General features: G+C 34.7%; 22 protein-coding genes. 14 read left to right on the top strand and 8 right to left on the bottom strand.

The annotated features are described in order from the left end of the window. The first annotated feature begins 21 nt into the window (after positions 1 to 21). The 8 genes from WHC90_RS01060 (at position 22) to WHC90_RS01025 (ending at position 11,739) form a co-directional block, all read left to right on the top strand. The gene (locus WHC90_RS01060) at positions 22 to 1,104 is read left to right on the top strand and encodes a DUF3810 domain-containing protein (RefSeq protein WP_188598854.1); all 1,083 of its coding nucleotides are present in this window, start codon (positions 22 to 24) and stop codon (positions 1,102 to 1,104) included. An 84-nt stretch (positions 1,105 to 1,188) separates the two neighbouring features. Then, positions 1,189 to 4,152, top strand: a complete 2,964-nt coding sequence (locus WHC90_RS01055; RefSeq protein WP_188598855.1) for an amidohydrolase family protein — start codon at positions 1,189 to 1,191, stop codon at positions 4,150 to 4,152. A 7-nt stretch (positions 4,153 to 4,159) separates the two neighbouring features. Continuing rightward, complete coding sequence (locus tag WHC90_RS01050) at positions 4,160 to 5,455, top strand: amidohydrolase family protein (RefSeq protein WP_188599269.1); 1,296 nt, start codon at positions 4,160 to 4,162, stop codon at positions 5,453 to 5,455. 101 nt (positions 5,456 to 5,556) lie between these two features. Next, positions 5,557 to 6,354 carry a TrmH family RNA methyltransferase gene (locus WHC90_RS01045; RefSeq protein WP_188598856.1) on the top strand — a complete coding sequence of 266 codons (798 nt, stop codon included), beginning with the start codon at positions 5,557 to 5,559 and terminating at the stop codon, positions 6,352 to 6,354. A 53-nt stretch (positions 6,355 to 6,407) separates the two neighbouring features. Beyond that, on the top strand, positions 6,408 to 7,640 hold the full coding sequence (locus WHC90_RS01040; protein WP_188598857.1) for a M48 family metallopeptidase: 1,233 nt from the start codon (positions 6,408 to 6,410) through the stop codon (positions 7,638 to 7,640). Between the two features lie 59 nt (positions 7,641 to 7,699). Beyond that, the gene (locus WHC90_RS01035) at positions 7,700 to 9,916 is read left to right on the top strand and encodes a RelA/SpoT family protein (protein ID WP_188598858.1); all 2,217 of its coding nucleotides are present in this window, start codon (positions 7,700 to 7,702) and stop codon (positions 9,914 to 9,916) included. A gap of 72 nt (positions 9,917 to 9,988) precedes the next feature. Next, complete coding sequence (locus WHC90_RS01030; RefSeq protein ID WP_188598859.1) at positions 9,989 to 10,441, top strand: Fur family transcriptional regulator; 453 nt, start codon at positions 9,989 to 9,991, stop codon at positions 10,439 to 10,441. Between the two features lie 23 nt (positions 10,442 to 10,464). Beyond that, positions 10,465 to 11,739, top strand: coding sequence for an adenylosuccinate synthase (locus WHC90_RS01025; RefSeq protein ID WP_188598860.1), 1,275 nt, complete (start codon positions 10,465 to 10,467; stop codon positions 11,737 to 11,739). Positions 11,740 to 11,793: 54 nt separating this feature from the next. Here the strand turns inward: WHC90_RS01025 and WHC90_RS01020 are convergent, their stop codons facing one another. The 5 genes from WHC90_RS01020 to WHC90_RS01000 form a co-directional block, all read right to left on the bottom strand. Then, the gene (locus WHC90_RS01020) at positions 11,794 to 13,032 is read right to left on the bottom strand and encodes an alginate export family protein (RefSeq protein WP_188598861.1); all 1,239 of its coding nucleotides are present in this window, start codon (positions 13,030 to 13,032) and stop codon (positions 11,794 to 11,796) included. Positions 13,033 to 13,050: 18 nt separating this feature from the next. Further along, positions 13,051 to 13,770 (bottom strand): SCO family protein, encoded by a 720-nt coding sequence (locus WHC90_RS01015; protein ID WP_188598862.1) that lies wholly within the window; start codon positions 13,768 to 13,770, stop codon positions 13,051 to 13,053. A 7-nt stretch (positions 13,771 to 13,777) separates the two neighbouring features. After that, entirely contained in the window at positions 13,778 to 14,548 is a 771-nt protein-coding gene (locus tag WHC90_RS01010) for a formylglycine-generating enzyme family protein (RefSeq protein ID WP_188598863.1), read from the bottom strand. Between the two features lie 7 nt (positions 14,549 to 14,555). Continuing rightward, the gene (gene nirK / locus WHC90_RS01005) at positions 14,556 to 16,004 is read right to left on the bottom strand and encodes a copper-containing nitrite reductase (RefSeq protein WP_188598864.1); all 1,449 of its coding nucleotides are present in this window, start codon (positions 16,002 to 16,004) and stop codon (positions 14,556 to 14,558) included. A gap of 208 nt (positions 16,005 to 16,212) precedes the next feature. Beyond that, positions 16,213 to 17,646 carry a pyridoxal phosphate-dependent decarboxylase family protein gene (locus tag WHC90_RS01000; RefSeq protein WP_188598865.1) on the bottom strand — a complete coding sequence of 478 codons (1,434 nt, stop codon included), beginning with the start codon at positions 17,644 to 17,646 and terminating at the stop codon, positions 16,213 to 16,215. Positions 17,647 to 17,793: 147 nt separating this feature from the next. Between WHC90_RS01000 and WHC90_RS00995 the strand changes: the two genes are divergently transcribed. After that, on the top strand, positions 17,794 to 19,356 hold the full coding sequence (locus tag WHC90_RS00995) for an OstA-like protein (RefSeq protein ID WP_188598866.1): 1,563 nt from the start codon (positions 17,794 to 17,796) through the stop codon (positions 19,354 to 19,356). 2 nt (positions 19,357 to 19,358) lie between these two features. Further along, positions 19,359 to 20,540 carry an aspartate aminotransferase family protein gene (locus tag WHC90_RS00990; RefSeq protein WP_188598867.1) on the top strand — a complete coding sequence of 394 codons (1,182 nt, stop codon included), beginning with the start codon at positions 19,359 to 19,361 and terminating at the stop codon, positions 20,538 to 20,540. On the opposite strand, the gene WHC90_RS00985 is transcribed toward WHC90_RS00990, so the two are convergent. Next, entirely contained in the window at positions 20,529 to 21,206 is a 678-nt protein-coding gene (locus WHC90_RS00985) for a TetR/AcrR family transcriptional regulator (protein WP_188598868.1), read from the bottom strand. The genes WHC90_RS00990 and WHC90_RS00985 overlap by 12 nt on opposite strands. A gap of 129 nt (positions 21,207 to 21,335) precedes the next feature. Between WHC90_RS00985 and WHC90_RS00980 the strand changes: the two genes are divergently transcribed. The 4 genes from WHC90_RS00980 (at position 21,336) to WHC90_RS00965 (ending at position 23,743) form a co-directional block, all read left to right on the top strand. Continuing rightward, positions 21,336 to 21,968, top strand: coding sequence for a carbonic anhydrase family protein (locus WHC90_RS00980; protein WP_188598869.1), 633 nt, complete (start codon positions 21,336 to 21,338; stop codon positions 21,966 to 21,968). A gap of 10 nt (positions 21,969 to 21,978) precedes the next feature. Beyond that, a complete protein-coding gene (locus WHC90_RS00975; protein ID WP_229664929.1) occupies positions 21,979 to 22,650 on the top strand; it encodes a DUF2490 domain-containing protein in 672 nt (223 codons plus the stop codon). Between the two features lie 141 nt (positions 22,651 to 22,791). Next, positions 22,792 to 23,124, top strand: coding sequence for a hypothetical protein (locus WHC90_RS00970; RefSeq protein ID WP_188598870.1), 333 nt, complete (start codon positions 22,792 to 22,794; stop codon positions 23,122 to 23,124). A 271-nt stretch (positions 23,125 to 23,395) separates the two neighbouring features. Continuing rightward, positions 23,396 to 23,743 (top strand): hypothetical protein, encoded by a 348-nt coding sequence (locus tag WHC90_RS00965; protein WP_188598871.1) that lies wholly within the window; start codon positions 23,396 to 23,398, stop codon positions 23,741 to 23,743. Between the two features lie 40 nt (positions 23,744 to 23,783). Here WHC90_RS00965 and WHC90_RS00960 read toward each other — a convergent pair whose 3' ends face one another. Both WHC90_RS00960 and WHC90_RS00955 read right to left on the bottom strand, forming a co-directional pair. Next, positions 23,784 to 24,338, bottom strand: a complete 555-nt coding sequence (locus WHC90_RS00960) for a TlpA family protein disulfide reductase (RefSeq protein ID WP_188598872.1) — start codon at positions 24,336 to 24,338, stop codon at positions 23,784 to 23,786. 89 nt (positions 24,339 to 24,427) lie between these two features. Then, entirely contained in the window at positions 24,428 to 26,698 is a 2,271-nt protein-coding gene (locus WHC90_RS00955) for an aconitate hydratase (RefSeq protein ID WP_188598873.1), read from the bottom strand. Positions 26,699 to 26,812: the final 114 nt, after the last annotated feature.

Below are 26,812 nucleotides of genomic sequence, written 5' to 3'. Positions count from 1 at the left end.
ATATTGATTATTTTTGGAACCATGAAACGCAAAAAAACACTTTTAATACTAACCCTGCTCCTCCCTGTTCAGATTGTTTTGGTGCAGTGGTTTTCAAAATACCCTCAACATATTGAGCAGGTATATTCGAATGGTATGTACCCACACATCAGTCGTTTTTTAAGAGTGTTATTTGGTTGGATGCCCTTTTCTATGGGCGATGTATTGATTTTTGGGCTTATCTTGTTTTTGTTTTATAAATTACTGCAAATTATTGGAAGTAAATTTAAAAAAACACTCATAAAAACGCTACAAATTACCGCATTATTTTCTGTGCTCTACGGATGCTTTTATCTCTTTTGGGGATTTAATTATTTTAGAGAACCCCTTGCTAAGAATCTAAACATTAAGAATGCTCAATACACTACACGTCAATTACTAGACCTCAATGAAAAACTAGTCTTATTATTAAATGAAACACACTCAAAGCTAACAAGCAATGATAGCTTGCTAGTAAACAATGCCTATACAACTCAAGACTTATACCATCAAGCAACCGTTGGTTATGATTTTTTAGCAAAAACCTATCCTCAATTTGCCTATAGTACACCTTCCGTTAAAAGCTCTTTAATGAGTTTGGCACAAACCTACAATAGTACTTTGGGCTATTTAAACCCTATCACTGGTGAAGCCCAAATTAATAATAGAATTCCAAAAACTAGTATTCCTGCAACTACCTGCCATGAGATGGCACATCAAATAGGTTGGGCTGCAGAAAATGAAGCTAATTTTGTTGGCTTTTTAGCAGCCACCTCTAACCCTGACTTGTTTTTTCAGTATTCTGGCTACCGGATGGCCTTTAGCTATGCATTTGCTGAATTGAGAAAAAGAAATGCTGCTTTGGCAAGTATCGTTTGGGAAAAGGTACATTTAGGAATCGTTAAGGATTACCAAGAAACCTCAAAATTCTGGCAGGCCTATCAAAACCCCATTGAACCTTATATTAAAAAAGGGTACAACTCTTATTTAAAAGCCAACAAACAAGCAAACGGAATCGACTCTTATGATTATGTAGTTGATTTACTCATTGGCTATTACGCTATTGAAGCTCCAAAAGATTCTTAAAATTTTGTTAAATTGGGGCTCAAACTCAAAATCCACAAACCATATCAATACATTTACTAAAATTAATTAACTAACTTATTTCTCATGAAAAAAACACTGCTTTTATTGTTGATTTTGTGCACTAGCCTGCTACAAGCTCAAGAATATTTCCCAACAAACTCGGGAGTAAAGACAACAGAAAATACGGCAATGGCGTTTACCAATGCTACTATTTATGTGAGTCCGACAGAAATTGTAAAAAAAGGAACTTTACTTATTAAAGATGGTAAAGTTGTCTCTGTAGGTCGCAACGTAAAGATTCCTAAAGGAACTCCAACGATGGATCTTGATGGAAAATCAATTTATCCTTCTTTTGTAGAATTGTATTCTAACTTTGGAATGAAAGCTCCACAAGCCAACAGAACTGCAACTAGATCTGGAGCTCAATATGAAGCAGGTAGAACCGGTTATTACTGGAATGACCATATTAGACCAGAAACCAATTCTTTGGAGAGTTTTGCTTTTGACAGCAGAAAAGCTTCAGAAATGATCAAAGCAGGTTTTGGTGTAGTCAACACTCATTTACAAGATGGAATTGTTCGTGGATCAGGAATCTTGGTCGCTTTAAACCCAAATTCTACAGATGCATATAGAATATTAGACACCAGATCTGCCCAATATCTTTCTCTAAGAAAAAGCAGCACATCTAGACAAATTTATCCAAACTCTATTATGGGGTCTACTGCCTTACTTAGACAAGTATATTTTGATGCTGAATGGTATGCAACAGGTAAAGCAAAAAACAAAGATCTTTCTTTAGAGGCATTTAACAGAAACAAAAACTTAGTTCAAATCTTTGACGCAGGAGGAAACAATTTAAACTCTTTACGTGTTGATAAAATTGGAGATGAAAATGGTGTTCAATACACTATTGTAGGAAGCGGTTTAGAATATGAAAACATCAATTCAATTAAAAACTCAAATGCAACCTATATTGTTCCTATCAACTTTAGAAATGCATACGATGTTTCTAACCCATACATGGCAAATCAATTAGATTTAAGTGATATGAGAAAATGGACTCAAGAGCCTTCTAATTTAGCTGTATTGGCTAAAAACAAGGTGCCTTTTACCATTACAACACATCAATTAAAATCGTTGAGTGGTTTTCAAAAGAATATCCAAAAAGCAATTACTTACGGATTGGACGAAACCAAAGCCTTAGAAGCCTTAACCACTGTACCTGCTAAAATTTTAGGAAAATCTGATGAGATCGGAACCCTAAAAGCAGGAAGCTATGCAAACTTCTTAATTACTTCTGGAGCAATTTTTGACTCTAGTACTGTACTTTATGAAAACTGGGTACAAGGTGCCAAAAATGTCATTAAAGACATGAATATTAAGGATGTTTCTGGAGATTATACTTTAACCTATGCAAACCAAAAGCTTAATCTTAGTATCAAAGGAAAATCAGCAACAGTAACTCAAGGGAAAACCAAATTAAAAAATAGATTTTCTTATGGAGATGACTGGATGCAGTTAACCTTAAACAACCAAGAAGACCCAACCAAATTTACTCGTTTTGTAGGTACTTTAGCTGGAGATGGCACTACTTTTAAAGGTGTAGTTGTTGATGAAAAAGGTACAGAAATGCAATGGACAGCTTTTAAAGCTACTGGAAAAAAAGAATCAGCGAAAAGCTCTAAAAAAGGAAAAACTGTTAGCCCTTATGTAGCTAAGGTTACTTATCCGAATGTGGCTTATGGTTTTGAGACAAAACCAAAACAAGAAACCTTGTTGATTAAAAACACGACCGTATGGACTAGTGAAAAAGACGGTGTTTTAAAAAATACAGATGTATTGATTAAAAATGGGAAGATTTCTCAGATTGGTAAAAACTTAAGCGCAAGAGGTGCTAAAGTAATAGACGGTACCAACAAGCATTTAACTGCTGGAATCATTGATGAGCATACACATATCGCTTTATCATCATCAAACGAGTCTGGACACAATTCTACCGCAGAAGTAACCATGGAAGATGCAATCAATCCAGCTGACATGAATATTTACAGAAATTTAGCAGGTGGTGTAACTTCTGCTCAATTACTTCACGGATCTGCCAATCCAATTGGAGGGCGTTCTGCCATCATCAAATTAAAATGGGGTGAAGAAGCAGATAAAATGATCTATACCAATGCTCCTAAATTTATCAAGTTTGCTTTGGGTGAAAATGTAAAGCAATCACGTAGTCAAAATGGAGTTCGTTTTCCTCAAACAAGAATGGGAGTAGAACAAGTATTTACTGATTATTTTCAACGTGCTAAAGAATACGATGCACTTAAGAAAAGTGGAAAACCATACAGAAAAGATTTAGAGCTTGAAACGCTAGCAGAAATCATTAACAAAGAACGTTTTGTAACTGCACACTCATATGTACAAAGTGAAATCAATATGTTGATGAAAGTTGCTGATCGTTTTAATTTTAACATCAATACATTGACACATATCTTAGAAGGATACAAAGTTGCTGATAAAATGAAAGCACATGGCGCAGGAGGATCAACCTTTGCAGATTGGTGGGCATACAAATATGAAGTAAATGATGCGATTCCTTACAATGCTGCAATTATGGCAAGTCAAGGGATTACAGTTGCTATCAACTCTGATGATAGAGAAATGTCTAGACGATTGAATCAAGAAGCTGCAAAAATCACAAAATACGGTGGTGTATCAGAAGTTGATGCATGGAATATGGTAACCATCAACCCTGCTAAACTCTTACATTTAGATGATAGAGTTGGAAGTATAAAAGTTGGTAAAGACGCAGATGTTGTTTTGTGGTCAGACCATCCGTTATCTATTTATGCAAAAGCAGAAAAAACCATTATAGAAGGAACTGTTTATTTTGATATGGAACAAGACCTACTTAAAAGAGCTGCTATCAAAAAAGAGCGTAGCCTGTTGATGAATATGATGCTGAATGAAAAAATTAATGGTGGAAAAGTACAGCCTCCTGTAAAGAGAATACAAAGAGAGCTTCATTGTGATACCGAAGAATTATTAAACTAGAAAAATGATGAAAAAACAACTGATATATAGCATCCTATTTATATGTATGATAGGAATAGGCTTTGCACAGCAAACGCCTGGATCAAAACAAACAGCTCCTTTTTCTATAGAAGGTGCAACTGCCCACTTGGGTGATGGTACTGTGATAGAAAATTCATTAATCATGGTTTCTGATGGTAAGATAAGTTTTGTTGGAAGTGCCAACATGCGAATTGCTCGTATGGGTAAAGTAATCAATGCCAAAGGAAAACACGTTTATCCTGGTTTTATTGTTTCTAATACCACTCTTGGATTGGGTGAAATCGATGCGGTAAAAGCCTCAATAGACGAACGTGAAATTGGTGCATTTTTGCCACATATTAGAAGTATTGTTGCTTATAATGCAGAATCTAAAGTAGTAGAGAGTATGCGTCCAAACGGAGTTTTAATGGGACAAATAACACCAAGAGGTGGTATGGTTTCTGGAACTTCTTCGCTTGTACAATTTGATGCTTGGAACTGGGAGGATGCCATTATTAAAGCTGATGAAGGAATTCATGCTTCTTGGCCAAACAGTCTTACTTTTGGAAGATGGTGGTTAGGAGAAGACAACGGTGCAAAAGCAAATCCTAATTACACAAAAAGCATAGCTCTTTTTAAAGAAAAAATTGAAAATGCAAAAACGTATTTGGCTGGACCAAGAAACCCAAAGAACCTTGTTTACGAGGCGATGGAAGGCTTGTTAAATGGGACAACAAAATTATATGTGCATGTCGATGGTCAAAAAGAGATTATAGATGCTGTTAATTTTGCTAAAGACTACGGAATTAAATTGGTTATTGTAAACGGAGACGAGGCCTATAAAGTTGCAGACGTTTTGGTTAAAAACAATGTACCAGTAATTGTACAAAGAGCACATAGAATTCCTGGAGGAGATGATTCTGATTATGATTTTTCTTATAAATTAGCAAAATTATTGGTAGAAAAAGGAGTAACTGTTGCTATTGGAATGGATGGAGACATGGAGCGTATGAGTGCCAGAAACTTGCCTTTTTACGCAGGAACTTATGCTGCCTATGGTTTAGGAAAAGAAGAAGCTTTAAAGCTGATTACCTCAAACCCAGCTAAAATTTTAGGTGTAGAAGATCGAGTAGGAACTTTAGCTGTTGGAAAAGACGCTACCCTATTTATTTCTGAAGGAGATGCCTTAGACATGAGAACAAATGTTCTTTCTCATGCATTTATCCAAGGGAGAACCTTGAGTTTAGAATCACATCAAACCACCTTGTGGAAACGATATGCCAATAAATACAAAAATCAATAATTGCAAAAGCAATACTTGTAAAAGCTCTGAAGAAATTCAGGGCTTTTCTTTTTTATAGAAACTATCTTTAGTTTTCTTATTTTTGCTCTTTAACTATCGCCATGTCAAAACAAATCTTAAGCATCCAAAACCCTGTGATTAAATCGTTGCTAAAGCTTCAAGAGAAATCTAGAGAACGAAAAAAATCTGGGCGCTTTATTATAGAGGGCATTCGCGAAATTGAAATGGCTAAGCTAGCGGGCTATGAGTTTGAAACACTTTTGTTCTATCCAGATCAACTAACAGAACTAGAAGCTTCCAAACATCGAACTGAGCAAACTGAATTGATAGAGATTTCAAAAGATATTTATCAAAAAATTGCCTACCGAGAAACCACAGAAGGAATCATCGCTATTGCCAAAACTAAAACATTTGCATTGGCTGATATCCAATTTAAAACCAGCACTCCCCTAGTTTTAGTTGCGGAGGCTCCAGAAAAACCTGGAAATATTGGCGCACTTTTAAGAACTGCTGATGCTGCAAACGTTGATGCAGTCTTCATCGCAAACCCTAAGACAGATCTTTACAATCCAAATATAATTCGCTCTAGTGTGGGTTGTCTTTTTACCAACCAAATTGGTATAGGGACTACAGAAGAAATTGTTGCCTTTTTAAAGGAGCACAACATTCATCTTTATGCCACTACTTTACAGAACTCTAATCGTTATGATACTGAAGACTACACAGCTCCAACTGCAATTGCAGTAGGAACAGAAGCTACGGGCTTGTCAGAAGCGTTTAGAAAGGCAGCAACACAAAATATTAACATCCCTATGCAAGGAGCTATTGATTCTATGAATGTTTCCGTAGCAGCTGCCATTGTTATTTTTGAAGCCAAAAGGCAACGTGGTTTTAAATAGTCTTATTTATTCATTAATTTATAGAGTTGCTTTATATCTTACACACATTTACCATGACTTCTACTGTTTTATTCTACATCTTAATCGCCATTTTACTCATCAACTATATTGTTGATCAAGTTTTAGATGCATTAAACTCAAAACATTTTAATGATCCAATTCCTGATGTATTACAAGATGTGTACGATGAAAAAGAATACAAAAAATCTCAGGCCTATAAAAAGACAAATGCTCAGTTTTCTACGCTAACTAGTTCTATTTCTTTGCTTGTAACCTTGGGATTTTTCTTTGCTGATGGATTTAAATTTGTCGATGATCTTGCAAGGAGTTTTTCTAATAATCCCATTGGCATTTCACTCATTTTCTTTGGGGTAATCCTTATAGGTTCAGACTTATTGAGTACGCCATTTTCTTATTATAAAACCTTTGTTATTGAAGAAAAATTTGGCTTTAACAAAACAACGATTAAAACATTCATTATTGATAAGGTCAAAGGAGTATTGATGACGATAGTTTTCGGTGGCGGCATTTTGGCATTAATCGTTTGGTTTTATCAGTTTGCAGGAACTTCTTTTTGGCTGTATGCATGGGGGTTAATTAGCCTCTTTTCTGTTTTCATGAACATGTTTTACGCTAAATTAATTGTCCCTTTGTTTAACAAACAAACTCCCTTAGAAGATGGCGCTTTAAAGACTGCTATTGAAAAATATGCTCAAAAAGTAGGATTTAAAATCAACAATATTTTTGTTATTGATGGTTCTAAGCGTTCTACCAAAGCCAATGCCTATTTCTCTGGATTTGGAAAGGAAAAAAGAATCACCTTATACGATACCTTAATCAATGATTTAGAAACAGAAGAAATTGTTGCTGTACTTGCTCATGAGGTTGGCCACTACAAGCGCAAGCACATACTTGTTAACTTATTTTTATCTATCTTATTAACAGGGTTTACGCTCTGGTTGCTGTCTTTATTTATTAGTCTTCCGATCTTTTCTGAAGCCCTAGGAATTAATATCCCTAGTTTTCATATTGGACTTCTTGTTTTTGGTATTTGCTATTCACCACTATCAGAACTAACTGGTTTGGGCATGAATCTTATCTCTAGAAAATTTGAATACCAGGCTGATACGTATGCCAAAGAGACTTTTAATAGCGATTCTTTAATTGGATCTCTGAAAAAATTATCAAAAAATAGCTTGAGTAATTTAACCCCTCACCCAGCCTATGTTTTTGTAAATTATTCACACCCAACACTTTTACAACGCTATCAAAATCTTAAAAATTAGCAGTTAATTAAAGAACAAAAAGACTTGCTTATTAAGATACTTTATCCTATTTTTAAGTTATGGCGTATACAGTTAGCATAGAAGAAGAAAACAAAGAAATAGCCAGTCGCTATAAAGATTTGTTAAAAGGGACCTACCAGACCTTGTCTAAGGAGGGTAAAAAGTTAATACGCTCTGCTTTTGATTTGGCTGTTGAAGCCCATTCTGAGCAACGTCGAAAAACAGGAGAGCCTTATATTTATCATCCGATTGCGGTTGCTAAAATTGTTGCCTATGAAATTGGCTTAGGTGCCACTTCTATTGCTGCAGCCTTACTACACGATGTGGTAGAAGACACGGATTATACCGTAGAAGACATGGAGCGTCTTTTTGGAGAAAATGTTGCTCGGATTGTAAGTGGTCTTACTAAAATTTCGCATTTAAAAAAGGACAAAGACTTTTCTATACAAGCAGAAAACTTTAGAAAAATGCTGCTTACTTTAAATGATGATGTCCGTGTAATCTTAATAAAAATTGCAGATCGTTTGCACAATATGCAAACTATGGATGCCATGCCAGCTCATAAGCAGGTAAAAATCGCTTCAGAAACCCTATACATTTATGCTCCGCTAGCCCATCGTTTAGGGCTTTATAATATCAAAACTGAGTTAGAAGATTTGGGTTTAAAATATACCGAACCTGAGGTCTATTCTGATATATTAAGCAAAATAAAAGCGAGCAAAGAAGACCAACAAAAATACATTGAGTCCTTTTCTAATAAATTGCATGAAGCACTTAAAAAAGAAGATTTTCAATATGTAATTAAAGGGCGTTCAAAATCTATTTTTTCTATCCGTAGAAAGATGCGCAAGCAAAATGTTTCTTATGATGAAGTCTATGACAAGTTTGCCATTCGAATTATTTACAAACCGACTTCTAAAGATGAAAAGTTCGACGCTTGGAAAATCTATTCAATTGTTACGGATCACTTTAAGCCCAACCCTTCTCGTTTAAGAGATTGGATCTCACAGCCTAAATCTACTGGCTATGAAGCTTTGCACATTACCGTGATTGGCCCAGAAAGCCAATGGGTAGAGGTACAAATCCGCTCTGAAAGAATGGATGAGATCGCAGAAAAAGGCTATGCTGCCCATTTTAAATACAAGCAAGGCGAAGTTCGAGAAAACGGTTTAGAAGGCTGGTTAAACAAACTTAAAGAGACCTTAGAGAATCACAGCATAGATGCCGTCGATTTTGTTGAGGATTTCAAACTCAATTTGTATTCAAAAGAAATCTTTGTATTTACACCAAAAGGAGATCTAAAATCTTTGCCAAAAGGAGCTTCTGCCCTTGATTTTGCCTTTTCTATTCATACCGATGTTGGTTTAAAATGTAGAGGTGCTAAAGTAAACGGTAAACTAGTGCCCTTAAGTCATGAACTTAAAAGTGGTGATCAGGTTGAAGTGCAAACGACTGCAGCAAATAAACCCAATGTTCGTTGGCTTGATTTTGTAATTACGGCTAGAGCTAGAACAAAAATTAAGGCGGCTTTAAAAGATGAGGAAAAGAGAATTGCAGAAGAAGGAAAAGCCATCTTAACCAGAAAACTCAGACATTTAAAAATTAGTATCAATGACAAGGTTGTCAATGAAATGGTTAGTTATTTTCAGTTGAGAACAAGTTTTGATTTGTTCTATAGAATTGGAAACGGCGCCATAGACAACACGCAACTAAAAGCTTTTGTCAGTCAAAAAAACAATGCTTTTATCAGCTTTTTTAAAAACAAATTAAAAAGAAGCCCAAATAAGAACGCAACTGACAAGGAAGAAGTTACCAGTAAATATGATGCATTGGTATTTGGACAGGATGATGAGCAATTAGACTATAAACTTGCCAAATGTTGTAATCCAATTCCTGGAGATGATGTTTTTGGTTTTGTAACCATTAATGATGGGATTAAGGTGCATAAAAAAGATTGCCCAAATGCCATTTCTATGCAATCCAATTATGCTTATCGGGTAATGCCAGCCACTTGGATCGATTCTTCTAAAGAAGAGTTTACTGCCATTTTACACATTAGTGGAATTGATAAGAAAGGGATTGTAAACAACCTAACAAAAATAATTTCGAGCAATATGGATGTCTATATTAACAACATCAATATTTCTGGAAACCAAGGGGTTTTTGATGGAAAACTTTCTATTAGTGTCAAAAACAAATCGCAGTTAACAAAGCTGATTACCAGTATAAAAAAAGTAGATGGGGTTCAAAAGATTGAACGTGTTAATACAATGTAAATATCAATTGACAAAAAGCTGTACTATTTTGATAAATAAGCTTAAATTTGTCGTTTCGTAAAATTCAAAAAAATGGGTACTCAAGAAAATCAAGATATTGTAAAAAATGTCTTTACTGCATTTTTGGAATCTAAAAAACATAGAAAAACTCCTGAAAGATATGCCATCCTTCAAGAAATTTATGATTTGAAAGAGCATTTTGATATCGAATCTTTGTATATCAACATGAAAAACAAAAATTACAGAGTTAGTAGAGCTACATTGTACAATACCATAGAGTTGTTACTAGAATGTGGCTTGGTTCGCAAGCATCAGTTTGGAGGACAAAGTATGGCCCATTATGAAAAGAGCTATTTTGACAAGCAACACGATCATGTTATCTTAACAGATACTGGTGAAGTAAAAGAATTTTGCGACCCAAGAATACAGGTAATTAAAAAAACGATTGAAGAGGTTTTTAATATTGATATTCACAATCATTCTCTTTATTTTTACGGTACCACCAAAACAACAAAACAAAACTAACAACTATATACAACACAGAACTAATGGCTGTAGATTTATTACTAGGATTGCAATGGGGCGATGAAGGAAAAGGAAAAATTGTAGATGTACTTACAAAAGATTACGACATCATTGCTCGATTTCAAGGAGGACCCAATGCTGGTCACACTTTAATTTTTGATGGTACAAAACACGTATTACACACAATTCCTTCTGGAATTTTCCACAAGACAGCGATGAATGTTGTTGGAAACGGTGTGGTGATAGACCCAGTGATCTTTAAAAAAGAACTGGAAAACCTTGACAAACACAAAATTGACTACACTAGTAAATTATTAATCTCTAGAAAAGCTCATTTAATCTTACCGACACATCGTTTGTTAGATGCTGCTTCTGAAACCTCTAAAGGAAAAGCAAAGATTGGCTCTACTTTAAAAGGAATTGGCCCAACCTACATGGATAAAACCGGTAGAAACGGGATGCGTGTTGGTGATTTAGAACTAGAAAACTGGAAAGAAAAATACGATGCACTTACAGAGAAGCATCTTAAAATGTTACAATTCTTTGATGTTCAAGTTGAGTTTAATTTGGATGAATTAGAGGCTGAATTCATTAGAGGTATTGATAAGTTGAGAAACTTACAATTTATTGATAGTGAAGAATACTTAAACCAAGCAATCAAAGCAAAAAAGACCATCCTTGCAGAAGGAGCTCAAGGTTCTTTATTAGACATTGATTTTGGTACCTATCCTTTTGTAACTTCATCTAATACAACAGCTGCAGGAGCCTGTACTGGTTTAGGAGTTGCTCCAAATAAAATTGGAGAAGTATACGGTATTTTTAAGGCCTATACTACACGTGTTGGTTCTGGTCCATTTCCTACTGAATTATTTGATAAGGACGGAGAGACAATGGCTTCTGTAGGTCATGAATTTGGCGCAACAACAGGGAGACCTAGACGCTGCGGTTGGTTAGACCTAGTGGCATTAAAATATGCAGTAGATGTAAATGGAGTTACACAGTTAATGATGATGAAAGGCGATGTGCTTTCTGGTTTTGAAAGCTTAAAAATTTGTACTTCTTATGTATATCAAGGAAAAGAAATCACTCACTTCCCTTACAATATTGAGCCAGAAAACATTTCTGTAAAATACACAGAGTTTAAAGGTTGGAAAGCAGATTTAACTGGGATGACTAACCAAGAGCAATTGCCAAAAAATTTATTGGATTATATTGCCTTTATTGAACAAGAAACCGGAGTTCCAGTAACCATCGTTTCTGTAGGACCTGATAGAAAACAAACCATTACTAGAAAGTAATATTTATAACAAAAAAAACCTCTTTGAAATTCAAAGAGGTTTTTTTTATTTACTTTAAAAAAGTGTGGGCTTAAACACCACCATAAACCAGAGCCAAGAATTATTTTCTTTGTGATCACCTCCTTTTAAAAACTCCAAAGATTTAGAACCAAACATCTTAGAGTACCCGCCACTAAAAGCGATATCATTACTAAATTTATAGCCAACACTTGTGTCGATTTCTGTACCTAAGTTTCTCGATAATATAAAATTCCCATTATACATGTCTTCAGCAGCAGAAAAAAAGTGTGGAACAATCTTAGCTGAAAACTTATTTTTTTGATAGCTTATAGATGCATATAGATCAAGCAATCCAACAGAATTGCTATGGTTGCCCACATAAAAATAATCCATCCATCCATTAAACTTATGATTGGTTCCAAAGATTGGATTAAACGATTTCATATCGGTACTAGTGTCATTACTGTCTTTACCAGACAAGGATTCTACACCCAAGGCTATTGAATACACGTCTGACAATTGATAATAAATGTTTCCTGTAAAATACTGTGCAGAAACTGTATTGTTTTGAAGGGTTCCGGTCTGAAAATAACTAGCACCATCCAGAGATAATTTACCTTTCTGATATTGAATTCTTCCTCCAAAAGTTTGCGAATACTGGATTGTTTTGTTTGGATCAAATAAAAGCTCAACTCCTGTATTTAAAGCTAAAAGACTCATATGAATACGATTTCTTTTAAAATGATACCAAGCATACTGAAATGTTTTATATCCTGCAATATTGCTGTAATTAGTAGAAACCCCTGATTGTGAATCGGCATTTAAAGCAAAACCAACATCCAATTGATCTCCATTATTAAATCTTTTTTTAGCGATGGCTGCATCATGACTACGCGCTTGTTGAGCCCAACCTACATTTCCAAATATTCGACTGTCATCATACACGATTTCCTGTCTTCCTAATTGTAGTTTTAATTGATCAGAAAAGACAATAGCAGCCCAAGCCTCATGCAAGGAATTTAAGTTATCCGAAGCAGAAAGTGTACTCACATCACCCCATACACGCACATTTTGTAAGGCAATTTTAAACGCTAACTGGTCTTGTGTAAAAAAGAAGTTTAGCCGTGTTCTTTGTGATATAAAATTTGTGCCTTTTGCTCCCGTATTTAAAAGGGTCTGAAACCCGTGTTTGTTTTCAAAACGAGGTCTGAGTTCTGCTGTAAGGTTAAATTGTTGCGCCACAAGTGTTGCCTGTGCACATAGCAAGATTACCAATAAAAGTTTGTTTCTCATCTTAGTTTTTATTTAAATTTAATTGGCAGTTGCACTTGCTAGAATTTGAGCAACTGTTTCTTTATTATCAACTCCCAAGCCTTCTTGCTGATGCACAAGCTCACCTTGAGGATTAAACACTGTGATGATATTTGAATGAGAAAAATCTAAAGGAGATATCTCTTTGTATTTTACAGATAAAACATTGGCAAATTCTCTAACGCCATCTACAGTTCCTTGTAAAAAAGTGTAGTTCTCCTCATCCATATAGTTCTCTTTTGCAAATTCTTTTAGTCGTTGAGGAGTATCGTTTTTAGGGTCAATACTCACAAAAACATACTGTACTTTACTTGTGAGCTTTTCTGGAATTTCTTTGGCGATATTTCTCATATCTGCAACCAATCTTGGACAAGCTGCCTTGCAAGTGGTATAGATCATGACCATTACCAAGGTTTTTCCTTGCAATTCTTTTAAGCGAATGCTTTTATTGTTTTGCGTATTCCATTTTGATGTTAGATTAAAAATAGAATTTTCAGAAATTTCATCTGACAATTCGGGTATTTTTTCTGATGTTACTACTGGTTTTAAATCCATGTTACACACCGGACATTGACCTTCTTTATGGTAGATCTTCTCGCCTTCGCATTTCATTGGACATTGATAAGTAATGGTTGCTATTTCTTTTGATTTGGGTTCTTTACAGGCCCCAAATGAAACCAAAGCTATGACGAGTATTAAAAAGTATTTTGTATAGTTCATGGTGTTGTTATTTAATATCTTTTACACATCTAAACCCAAGGTTTTTCATAGTGTATTTGGCTTTTAAGCTACCTCTAATGGCATAACGCATAAAAGCGGCATAGTTCATTAAATCTGTGGCGTTAATTGCTGCACTTCCGCAAAACAGCTCACTGTTCTTATCTACATCATTTCTAGATTCCCCAGTAATAAGTACCGAGTTAAAATCAGAAGTCCACTCCCAAACCAATCCGTGCATATCATAGACCTTCCAATAATTTTTAAAGGTAGACCCAACCACATTATCAAAGGTTTTTGGCTTCTCATACCAGCTTAAGATGTATTTGTTGTAGTTTTCTAGACTTCTTGCATCTGCTACGGTTTCATTAGACATGGCTACGTATTCCCATTCATCAACAGTTGGCAATCGTTTTCCTTGAATCTCACAATAGTTTTTTGCGGCAAACCAAGACACATTGGTAATAGGTGAATTTAATTGTTGTTCTGGGCCTAATTGCGTATCATTTATCCAATCAATTAAATAGCGTTCATCTGCAAAAAGACGAATAACTTTTGATTTTCTCCAAGTTGGATTCTCTTTGACAAATTTTAAAAAATCGTCATTGGTTACTGGATATACATCCATTAAAAAATCAGCAACCTGAACCTTTACTCCTTCTCTACCGTACAAAGGGGTATACTCACCACCTTTGATAGGTACCATTTTAGATTGACAATTCACCAAAGATGAGTTGAGTAGTACAAACAAGCAAATTGTCAATCTTAAAATAGTTTTCATCTGTTCTTTATTTAACTTTCTTAACGCGATCAACAGTTACGTTGGTTTTGTTATTACCCCAAGAATTGTAGATATAAGTCATTACATCAGCAATTTCTATATCAGAAATGTTTTGAGCTGTCATGACACTGTTGTATTTTTTACCATTTACGGTAATCTCTCCAGTTTTACCGTGCTTAACGATACCGATAGCTCTATCGACGTTAGCATTTAAGTAATCTGATTTTGCCAAAGGAGGAAATGCATTAGGAATCCCTTGTCCAGTTGCTTGGTGACAGGCAAAACAAGTTTTCATATAGACTTGCTTTCCATCAGCTATTTTTTGTGCTAATGACTTTTCTTGCACTACAGCTACTGTCTTAGTCTTAGCTTCTTTAGGCATTGATTGTATAGACCCTCCTTCTGGTAAATAAATTCCTTCTTGTTTAATTCCAGAATATACTTTTTTGTTTTCTTCTCCTTTTACTTTTAACATTCCCAAAGCTCCTTTATTAAAGGCTCTAAAAATAGCGTGGTCTACTAGGATAAATGTTCCTGGAACTTCTACTTTAAAATCAACGATGGTGGCTCCACCTGCTGGGATTGAAGTGGTCTGTACATTTTTATTCATAACAGAACCACCTTCTACATGGACGTTGTCAAATATCTCACCAATAACATGGAATGAAGAAGTTAAATTTGGGCCTCCGTTACCAACAAAAAGTCGAACTGTTTCTCCAACATTTGCCGTAATTGCATTGTCTCCGGTAAGAGCACCAACTTTTCCATTAAACACTACATAATCAGCATCTTCTTCAACCGCTTTTTTCATATCAAAAGACTGCAAACCACGTTCTCCATTATCACCACTTGTATAGAAATCACCCTGCATGATGTAGTACTCTTTATCTACAGGTGGCAAACCACCCTCTGGCTCAACTAAAATCAAACCGTACATGCCGTTTGCAATATGCATTCCTACTGGTGCGGTAGCACAGTGATATACATATAGACCTGGATTTAAGGTTTTAAAAGAAAAGGTTTTTTTATGACCTGGAGCAACAAATGATGATTCTGCTCCTCCTCCTGGACCAGTCACTGCATGTAAATCTATATTGTGTGGCAGTTTATTATCTGGGTGGTTAGACAAGGTAAACTCTACCTCATCACCCACTCTGGTTCTAATAAAGCTTCCAGGAACAGAACCTCCAAAAGTCCAATAAACATACTTTACTCCATCAGCCATTTCTCCTTCTTTCTCGATAATTTCCATATCGACCAACAGTTTTTTAGCAGGTCTGTTTCCTACAGGTTGTGGAACAAAAGGTGGAGCTGTTAGCTCTGCTTTTACAGTACCTTGAATAACTATTGCTGCAGAATCTTTAGCAGCTAGGACTTTCTTATCATCATCAGAGCAGCCAAAGATTAGTAAAATCCCTAGCAATAATGTGAAAGCTTGTGTTTTGTGAATTTTCATTTTGGTTCGTTTTTAAGTTTGCACTAACATCTTAAAATACATTGAGGCTTTTCTTTGCCAAAATCATTTAATTTGTCTTCTTTTAATAATAAAGGATATATTTGTCCTTTATATATAGCAAATTTACGAACCCTAAGCAATGAAAAACATGACATTTGTCATCTAGTCAGATAATTAAACGAAAAAAATAAGAAAAGATCTAGAAAACCTAAATACCTGATTTTAATATTTCAGTAGCATACTCATGACATTGTTGTAATGTTTCAGTAATGTCATTAAAGGTAGTTTTAGGGTTGATCAAACACATGCGCAAAACAACCTGGTTTTGTAAAACTGTCGTTACCAATAAGGCTTCTTTTGAGTCCATCACTTTGGCAGATATTTGTTGATTTAGGGAATCCAATTGCTTTTCAGTTAAATCCATGCCTATTGGATTGTACCTAAAATTAATCACGGCCAAAGTCGCTGGCGATACAATTTCCCAGTTTTTACTTTTGCGAAGCATGTCTTCGGTCTCTTCTGCTAAATCAATATTATAGGTGATGGCTTCTTTAAAAGCATTTAATCCAAAAGTTTTAATCGACATATAAAACTTTAGAGCTCTAAAACGTCTTGTTAATTGGATTCCATAATCATAAAAATTAATTTCTGACTCATTGCCTTCTATATCTCTAAGATACTCTGGTTTTTCACTAAACGTATTGCTTAACCACGAGGCATCTTTTACCAACAAGCAACCAATCTCATAGGGCTGAAAAAACCATTTGTGAGGATCTACTGTTAATGAATCAGCTCTCTCAATACCTCTTAACACTCTACTCCCCTTTTCTGATAGTATGGCTGCACCACCATAAGCGCCATCAACATGCATCCATAAATCTTCTTTTTCACAGATATCTGCAATGGTATCTAAAGGATCTACGGTTCCTGTATTGGTAGTTCCTGCCGATGCAATAATACAAAAGGGTTGATTACCTTCTAAACGATCTTTTGCTATGGCATTCTTTAATTTATTAAAACTGATTCTAAATTCTAAATCGGTTGGAATAATTCTAATTTGCTCTTTTTTAAAGCCCAAAACCCTGATGGCTTTGATATTGGAAGAATGCGCTTGATCTGACAAATAAATAACTGCTTTAGAAAAATCATCACCACATTTTATTCTTCGTGCCGTTACCAAGGCAGTTAGGTTTGCCATTGAGCCACCACTGGTAAATATTCCTCCTCCTTTGGCTACTGGAAAATGAAACATCTTTAAAAGCCAGTTCATCGTCACAATTTCTAGTTCTGCTGCTGCAGGTGAAACGATCCATCCCCCAGAAAAAATATTAAAACCTGTTGCCAAAGTATCTGCTAAAGCACTGATATAATTGCTTGGCCCTGGCACAAAAGAAAACATTTTAGGATGCGACGTTAGGTTGCTAAAAGGAATGACATTTTCCATCACAAAATCAAGTACTTTGTCTGCAGGCATTGGCGTGTCTGGAGCCTCTTGTAAAAAAACAGCATCCATTTCTTTTCTTGTTGCCGAAGAAACCGGTTTTTTTGATTCTATCGTATCAAAATGCTCAGCTAAAATGTCAATAATTTTATAGCCATAGGCTTTCATTTCTTCTTTCGATAAATCAAAGGTAGTCTTCATAAGTAGTGATTAAATTCTTTTGCAAAATTACGGATTCAATCTTGTTTAAAAACAACAAAAGCGACTAATTTTACTTAAAAAACTTTCACTTTTCTTTGACAACATTGCATCTATATTTTAGTATTTTTGTAAAAAACAAAAAGAACTTTGAAAAAAATTCTCCTCATTCTTTTTTTAGCAACCTTAAGCAGCACTGTTGCTCAAGGAAAAAAAATAAACATCCTACAAGGTCGCTATCTAAGTAAAGATGAGGCCAAGTATCCTGGAGCTACTATTTTTACAAAAGACAGTGAAGGCTTGGTGACTTTTGAACTCGATGGAGCTATCCTAACTTGTAAGAGAGCAATCTACTATGAAAAATTGAATTTTTTTAAGGCATATGGAAACGTGTTGATCAACCAAGGCGACACCATCAAACAAACCAGTGATTATGTAGATTATAATGGAAACACAAAGCTAACTGTCTCTTATGGTAATGTGGTTTTAAGAGATCCAAAAATGACCTTAAAAACAGATACCTTAAACTTTGATCGAGCTCAACAAAAATTATTTTACAAGCATCACGCAATCATTAAAGACCAAACCAATACCCTTGCTAGTAAAATTGGTACCTATTCTTTAGAAACTAATAAATTTACAGCAACAACAAGAGTTAAGATTACAAACCCAGAGCATGAATTAGAGTCTGAACACCTTGATTATTATACAAATACAGGCTATGCTTATTTGCATGGAGCCTCTACCATTAAAGGGAAAGACAATACCATCTATACAGAGAAAGGTTTTTACGATACCAAATTAGAAATCTCTCGCTTTGTTAAAAACTCAAAAATATTTTTTAAAGATAGAACTATCGAAGGTGATAGCTTGTATTATGATAAATTCAAAGGTTTTGCATCAGCAACCAACAACATAAAACTGGTAGATACCATTCAGAATTTTGTAGCAAAAGGAAACTACGCTGAGTTTTATCAATTTAAAGACTCTGCCTTTATTGTAGACAAAGCAGTTGCCATTACTGCCATCGAAAAGGATTCTATGTATATCCGAGGTGACACATTGTTAGTTACCGGAAAACCAGAAAATAGAATTCTTAGGGTTTACCACAACGTTAAAATTTTTAAATCTGATATGCAAGGCGTTTGTGATTCTATCCACAGCAATCAACAAACAGGCTTAACACGTCTGTTTAAAAACCCGGTATTGTGGTCTAAAAAGAATCAAATTACAGGAGATGACATCCACTTGATTAGCAATCCTGAAACCAACAAACTAGATTCTATCAAAGTCTTAAAAAACGCATTTATTGTTTCCTTAGATAGTATTGTAGATAAAACAGCTACCTATAATCAAATAAAAGGTAGAAACATGTATGGTACTTTTGAAGAAGGGAACCTAAAATACTTTTTTGTAGATGGCAACGCAGAAGTAATTTATTACAACAGAAATGATAAGGGCTATATAGAAACAATTACCAAACAAATTACCAGTTCTATAGAGTTTGAACTTGGTGAAGACAATAGTATTGACAGAATAAAATACATTAAAAAACCAGAAGGTAAATCATATCCTCCTGATAAACTACCTACTCAAGGAAGGCTGTTAAAAGGCTTTATATGGAGAGAAACGGAACGCCCATTAAGCGTTGAGGATCTCTTTAAAACTGCAGATACTTTAAAAAGTATCAAAGTTCAAACATCATCTAAGTAAACATGCATTCAGATTTTATAAAATACCAAGCTCAAACTTCTCCTCACCCCTTGTATTTAGAGGTGTCTCACGCAAAAGGCTCCTATGTCTTTGATGTTGAAGGAAAACAATATTTGGATTTTGTAGCGGGTGTGTCTGCCAATAGTTTAGGGCATAATCACCCTAAAGTTTCACAAGCCATCAAGGATCAAGTTGACCAATATACCCACGTGATGGTCTATGGAGAGTTTGCTCAAGCAGCGCCAGTAGCTCTTTGTAAACTTCTAACAAGTACCTTGCCTTTTGATAATGGAGCCGTCTATTTGACCAACTCTGGAACAGAGGCTACAGAAGGAGCTATAAAATTAGCCAAGAGAAGTACAGGGCGTTTTGAAATTATAGCTGCTAAGAATGGCTATCATGGAAACACGCAAGGCGCTATGAGTGTATGTGGACATGAAGAAAAAAATCAAGCTTTTAGACCACTTGTTCCCGGGGCAAGGTTTATTGAGTTTAACGAGTTAAAAGATTTAGAAAAAATCACTAAAAACACAGCTGCAGTCATTTTAGAAACCATCCAAGGGGGGGCTGGTTTTATAGCGCCTACCAATGATTATTTGCAAAAAGTAAAAGCAAAATGTACTGAGGTTGGAGCGCTTCTAATTTTAGATGAAATTCAGTCAGGTGTTGGACGTACCGGAACTTTTTGGGGTTTTGATAATTATAAGGTAGTACCTGATATCATCATTACCGGAAAAGGATTAGGCGGTGGAATGCCCATTGGTGCTTTTATTGCTCCTACTCATTTAATGAATCTATTGAGTAAGCAGCCTAAACTTGGACATATTACTACCTTTGGAGGACATCCTGTAATTGCCGCAGCAGGTTTGGCTACCGTACAAGAAATTATCGGCAGTACTTTAATGCAAACTGCTCTAGAAAAAGAAGCGTTGTATAGAAGCTACTTAAAACACCCTGCTATCAAAGAAATTAGAGGAAAAGGGTTGATGTTAGCTGTTTTGGTAGAAACTCCAGAATTGGCCACTCAAATTATTCTGCGTTGTTTTGAAAAGGGACTGCTCTTATTTTGGTTGTTGTTTGAAGGTCGTGCCTTAAGAATTACACCACCGCTAACCATTTCTGATCAAGAAATCAAAGACGGTTGTCAACTACTCATTGAAACCCTTGACGAACTAGCTAGCTAGTAATTTGTCCACAAAATAATTAAGCATTTTTTCTACCTCATTTACAGTATCTTTTTGAAGAGAAACATCTGTTAACCTAGGCAAGTGTTTTGCATAAAACAAATGGTTGTTAGACATTTCAAATAGATTTGTCGCCAAAGCATATGGATACTTATAGGTTGGGTTCACTTCTGAGATAACACTAGACACCAGGGTTACCAGGTTTTTATAACTCATAAAAAAGCCTTTAGAATTTTCAGTATCTACTTCCTTGGTATGATAAGCCTTTACTCCTTCTGAGATAACAATATTATGGAGTTTACTTTCATTAACATAAGCTACATTGGGATTCTCTTGAGCTGCATACACAATAGAATGAATTATAATTTGAAGCTTTTCTTTAGGGTCTTTAATGTTTTTTGTATTAATGCTAATCAAATAACTTGTCCATTGCCAATACCAGTTGACTAAAAAAAGCAATAACATATGCTTGTTTTCAAAATAACGGTAAATCGAAGTTTCTGTAGAGTTTATCTCTACAGCTAACTTTTTAAAAGTAAAAAACTCAAAACCAACTTGGTCAATTAAAATAATACTGTGCTTAATAATTTTTCTCCCCAAAACAAACTCTTGTGGTTCTTTTAGGTATAAGCCATCATTTAGCGATATTTTAATTTCTATACTCATCTGTATTTCTCTTTTAAAAAATTAAAAAAACAAATATATGAAAGTTTAACAACTTTTTATGATAGTAATACTATCATTTAAAAAGTATTGCTATATTTGTAAAAAAATAAAACAAAAAACAAACAATAAATGAAAGCACACACAAGAGAAACTCAAGCGACAATGACTCCAGAGAAATCATTGCAGTATCTTAAGGAAGGAAATCAACGTTTCCAAAACAATTTAAAAGCCAATAGAAATCTATTAGAACAAGTCAATGATACAGCCGAAGGACAGTTTCCTTTTGCAACCATATTGAGCTGTATTGATTCTAGAGTTTCTGCTGAGTTGGTTTTTGATCAGGGCTTGGGAGATATTTTTAGTGTACGAATCGCTGGTAATTTTGTCAATGAAGACATACTTGGTAGTATGGAGTTTGCCTGTAAGCTTGCTGGAACTAAAATAATTGTTGTTTTAGGGCATACCAGCTGTGGAGCAATCAAAGGTGCTTGTGATAATGCAGAACTAGGAAACCTAACCAAAATGTTAGGTAAAATTAAACCTGCAGTAAACGCAGTTGAAACACCTAAAGATGAAAACTTAAGAAACTCATCTAATTTAGATTTTGTAAATGATGTAGCTACAAAAAATGTTCATTTGACTATGGATAGAATCGTAAAAGAAAGTGATGTCTTAGCAGAGATGCAGAAGAAAGGTGAAATTAAAATCGTTGGAGCAATGTACAATATCCACACTGGAGAAGTTGTTTTTTACGAATCTTAAAAAAAAATAAATGAATCTGAAAAAGGATTTAAAAAGAATGGTAGCATTAGCAGTTTTGTTTTTGCTACCTTTTACTTTAAGTGGTCAACAAAATGATTTAGGAAATTGGTTTGTTTACATCGGCAATAAAAAACTAAACAATAACTGGAACCTACACACTGAAGTACAATATAGAAACTACAATTTTATAGGAGATTTAGAACAATTACTGCTCCGAACTGGTTTAGGTTATACCTTTAATGATCAGAAAAGCAATATACTTTTGGGTTATGGGTATATTCTATCTGAAAACTATTTACAGGCAACCAAAGATAAAAACACAGTTAATGAGCATCGCATCTTTCAGCAATTTACTTCAAAACAAAGCATAGGCTCTGTAGCATTAAATCATAGGTATCGATTTGAGCAGCGATTTATAGAAAGTGATTTTAAAATGCGGTTTCGTTATTTTTTAGGGGTCCAAATTCCTTTTAGCCCAAAAGAAAGCAATAAATACTATGTTTCTGCCTACAATGAAATTTTTCTAAACACCCAGTCTTCTGTATTTGATAGAAATAGAGTTTATGCAGGTATTGGTGTTCATCTCTCAAAAAAAGTTAGACTCGAGGCCGGGTATATGAATCAAATTTTTGAAAACTCAGGAAGAGATCAATTAAATATCATGACGTTTATAAACTTTTAACTCCTAATTTTTTACTTTCCTTAACACAAAACTCTTAAATTGTGTTAAGAGCTGTTAATCAAGCGTTAAATTCGATTTTTCAAAAAAACTATTGTTCTTTTTCATAGTCTTAGAAGTATAACTTTAAAAAACAAGTATACCATGAAAAATTTAAAAGTAACTTTAGCAATCATCTTATTTAGTGTTTCAACAATTGTTTCTGCAGCAGTAAAAACTGAAAGCCCAATTGGCGATGACTTAAGAACAGAAGTAGTAAAATTATTGGGACATCACCAATATGATTTAGAAAACAAAACCTTAGAAGCAGAAGTTTCTGTCTTGGTTAACAATAAAAATGAATTGGTTGTTGTTTCTGTAAATTCAAGTGATGCTGCATTGATCGCTTTTGTAACTACGAAATTAAATTACAAAAAAATTGATGGAAAAGGAATTGCAAAAGGAAGCATCTTTACCATCCCTTTAAAATTAACCTAATAAAACCAATACAATTAGTTTAAAAAAGCCCTAGAAATTTCTCTAGGGCTTTTTTAGTATCCAAATACACCAAAAGTGTTGACACAAAAAACCATGGTTAAGTGCTCCACAACAGAACCTTCAACTTATTTATTCTGGATTTTTAGATTCATTTAACAAGAAACTCACAAAATCTGTTAAAACCTGTTAATCAAGCGTTAAACATCTATTTAGACTGAAACTCTTTTGTTTTCTAGACGTCTTATAAGTATAACATTAAAATTTATAAATCATGAAAAAATTTAAAACTACACTTGCAATTATTACAATCAGCTTCTCAACAATCGCGTCAATTTCTGCAAACACAACTGAGCCTACAAGTGGTGAATTAGCAAAGAAAGCTTTAAGAGCTAAAATTGTTAAACTCTTAGGGAATCATCCTTATGATTTAAAAAGTGATGTGCTTAAAGCAGATGTCGCCATAATGCTAAACAACAAAAATGAGCTAGTGGTTGTCTCGGTAGAATCAGACAATGATCAATTAGATAATTTTGTCACCGGAAAATTAAATTATAAAAAAGTGATGATCAAAGGGATTGCTCCTGGGACGATCTACAAGGTTCCCGTTAAAATTAAATAAAGTTGATTGCTACAGTTTAAAAAAAGCCCTAGAATTCTCTCTAGGGCTTTTTTATGAGTTTATTTAGTAGCTCTTGTACTGAAGTAGAATTCCAATCAGCTGCCCCTACTTTTTTTACGTGGATCTTAGAGTTTTTGTCTATGATAAAAGTTGTCGGGATAGAATTGGATTGTAATGCTTTAGGTGGTATAGTCAATGAATTATATACTGGAAAATCATACTCTTTTTTATCAAAGAATGCAGAAATTGTACCCCAGTTTTCATCACTTACAAAAATAAATTCAACCTCGTCTTTATAGTTGTCATACAATTCTTTCATACTAGGCATCTCTGCAATACACGGCGGACACCAAGTAGCCCAAAAACTTACAAAAACAACTTTGCCATTTAGCTCATTTGCTTGAATATCTTTAGTGTTTAATCCTTTTAGTTGCCAATCAGTATCTTTTAAAACCTGTTGATCTTCTGCTGCAATCACTGTTGGTGAAAAAGAAAATATGCGTAAAAAGTACACTTTTGTTGGTGGATAAATAAACAAACCAATCAACACAACAAAAGCAATATTCCAAAAATGTTTTTTAATTTTTTTTACCATAATACATCTATAGTCGAACAAACTCCCATTAAATTACAAAAAAAAGACCCTAAAATAGGGTCTTTTTTATATAAATAACTAGTGCATAATTATGCAGCGTTTTCTTTTTTAATTAAGTTTAATGCAGAACCTTCTTTATACCATTCAATTTGTCCTTGATTATAGGTATGGTTAGCAATAATACTATCTTTAGTTCCATCTGCATGAACAACTTCTATAGTTAAAGGTTTTCCTGGTGCAAATTGATTTAAATCTAAGAAGTTAAAAGTATCATCTTCTTGGATTAAATCATAATCTGCTTCATTGGCAAAAGTTAAACCTAACATTCCTTGCTTTTTAAGGTTGGTTTCATGAATTCTTGCAAAAGATTTAACCAATACAGCAGCAACACCTAAATGACGAGGCTCCATAGCAGCATGCTCTCTAGAAGATCCTTCTCCATAGTTATGATCTCCAACAACGATGGTCTTAATACCAGCAGCTTTGTATGCTCTTTGTGTTTTAGGCACAGCATCATACTCTCCTGTTAGTTGACTTTTTACAAAGTTGGTCTTCATATTATATGCGTTTACAGCGCCAATCAAACAGTTGTTTGAAATATTGTCTAAGTGTCCTCTATAACGCAACCAAGGTCCTGCCATAGAAATATGATCAGTGGTACACTTCCCAAAAGCTTTGATTAACAACTTAGCTCCAGTAATATCAGTTCCTAAAGGTGTAAATGGCTCTAACAATTGTAATCTTTCTGAATCTGTTGCAACTTTAATAGTTACTCCACTTCCGTCTTTTTCTGGTGCTAAATAACCATCATCCTTAACTTCAAATCCTTTTGGAGGCAACTCCCAACCTGTAGGCTCATCTAACTTCACTTTTTCTCCATTTTCATTGATCAAATAATCAGTCATTGGATTAAAGTCTAAACGACCCGCAATGGTAATTGCAGCAACCATTTCTGGCGAAGCCACAAAGGCATGCGTATTTGGATTTCCATCTGCTCTTTTGGCAAAGTTTCTATTAAATGAATGTATAATAGAATTCTTTGGAGCATTAGAAGGATCACTATAACGTGCCCATTGACCAATACACGGTCCACAAGCATTGGTAAATATTTTAGCATCTAGTTGTTCAAAAACACCTAAAATACCATCTCTATCTGCAGTATAACGAACTTTTTCAGATCCTGGATTGATTCCAAACTCTGCTTTTGTTTTTAAACCTTTATCAATAGCTTGTTGAGCAATAGAAGCCGCTCTTGACAAATCCTCATAAGAAGAATTGGTACAAGATCCTATTAATCCCCACTCTACTTTTAATGGCCAATCATTTTTTGTAGCTTTTTCTGTCATTGCAGTACCAACCTTAGTAGATAAGTCTGGTGTAAAAGGTCCGTTTAATAAAGGACTCAACTCTGATAAGTTAATTTCAATTACTTGATCAAAATACTGCTCAGGATTTGCATATACTTCTGCATCTCCAGTTAAATATTCTTTTACTCCATTTGCTGCATCTGCAACATCACTTCTATCTGTTGCACGTAAATAACGTTCCATAGAAACATCATAACCAAAGGTAGATGTTGTAGCTCCGATCTCAGCACCCATATTACAAATGGTTCCTTTACCTGTACAAGACATAGATTCAGCACCCTCTCCAAAATACTCAACAATTGCGCCTGTACCTCCTTTAACAGTTAAGATATCTGCTACTTTTAAAATAACATCTTTAGGAGCCGTCCAACCGTTTAATTTTCCGGTTAACTTAACACCGATTAATTTTGGAAATTTTAACTCCCAAGCCATTCCTGCCATCACATCTACTGCATCAGCTCCTCCAACACCAATTGCTACCATTCCCAATCCTCCTGCGTTTACAGTATGAGAATCAGTCCCGATCATCATTCCTCCAGGGAATGCATAATTTTCTAAAACAACTTGATGAATAATTCCTGCACCTGGTTTCCAAAAACCAATTCCGTATTTATTAGATACAGACTCTAAAAAATTAAAAACCTCATTACTGGTATTCAATGCAGATTGCAAATCTTGAGTTGCACCTACTTTAGCTTGAATCAAGTGATCACAGTGAACCGTAGTAGGTACCGCAACTTGGCTTTTACCAGCTTGCATAAATTGCAATAATGCCATTTGTGCAGTTGCATCTTGACAAGCAATTCTGTCTGGAGCAAAATCTACGTAATCTTTACCTCTTTCAAAAGCTTTAGTTGGTTTCCCTTCCCAAAGGTGGGCGTATAAAATCTTTTCTGCTAGTGTTAATGGTTTTCCTGTAATTTTTCGAGCTTCATCAACTCTCTCAACTACATTCGCATAAACCGCCTTAATCATTTCTATGTCAAATGCCATATATCGTAATTGTTTAGTTTTTTCGTGGAACAAAAATACAATTTTTAGCTGAAATTAGAAAATAAACAGTGTATTGAAATGAATAATGAAGTATTGATAAAAAATGACGCATAA

The sequence above is a fragment of the Polaribacter pacificus genome (assembly GCF_038024035.1).
GTDB classification, from domain to species: Bacteria; Bacteroidota; Bacteroidia; order Flavobacteriales; family Flavobacteriaceae; genus Polaribacter; species Polaribacter pacificus.
The sequence above is the reverse complement of the archived record's forward strand: the minus strand, read 5'-3'. Positions and strand labels throughout refer to the sequence as shown.